Origin of the sequence: Streptomyces tendae (assembly GCF_014650435.1) — a bacterium.
GTDB classification, from domain to species: Bacteria; Actinomycetota; Actinomycetes; order Streptomycetales; family Streptomycetaceae; genus Streptomyces; species Streptomyces tendae.
Map to the genome: position 1 here is coordinate 1 of NZ_BMUY01000128.1, position 523 is coordinate 523.

Here is a 523-nt window from a genome sequence, read left to right on the forward strand (position 1 = left end):
GTCGAAGGAGCCGGCGAAGCCCACCGTGACCCGGGCGATCAGCTGGAAGTCGCCCTCGGGCGCGCCGAGCAGCCGGGGCGCGTCGGCGGCGGACTCCAGGGACTCGCCGGTGGGCGGCACGAAGCGGTCCTGCCGTGGTCCGGCCCATCCGGTGAGGACGCCGTCCTCGTAGGACCAGGAGCCGTCGGGGCCGTAGGTCCGCAGCCGGAAGGGGAGTTCGGGTATGTCCAGGTCCATGGCGGGATTCTCCCAGGAGCGGCCCCGTCGCGCGCACCCGGTCCCGGTCAGCGGCCCTGGAAGGTGTCCAGGGCGACCGCCTGGGCGACGGCGAGCCGCAGGTCGAGGCCGGGGGCGGTCACCTCGACCAGGTAGCGGTCGCGCAGGCCGGTCTTCCTGTCGACGGTCATCACGGGCTTGCCGTCCGTCCCGAAGTCGAAGTGGTACGGCCAGGCGAACGGCACCAGCTCCAGCGGCAGCCAGTTCCAGGCCCGGCGCAGCACGGCCACGAACCGGTTGCGCTCGC

Annotated in this window: 1 protein-coding gene and 1 pseudogene; both read right to left on the reverse strand. The window is 73.6% G+C overall.

Annotated elements, in window-relative coordinates; all coding sequences use genetic code 11:
• A pseudogene (locus tag IE258_RS40975) lies at positions 1-237 on the reverse strand (DUF1349 domain-containing protein); the annotation flags it as partial.
• A 47-nt stretch (positions 238-284) separates the two neighbouring features.
• Positions 285-523, reverse strand: a 239-nt coding sequence (locus IE258_RS40980) for an LURP-one-related/scramblase family protein (RefSeq protein WP_506417445.1), incomplete at its 5' end; no start/stop codon positions are given.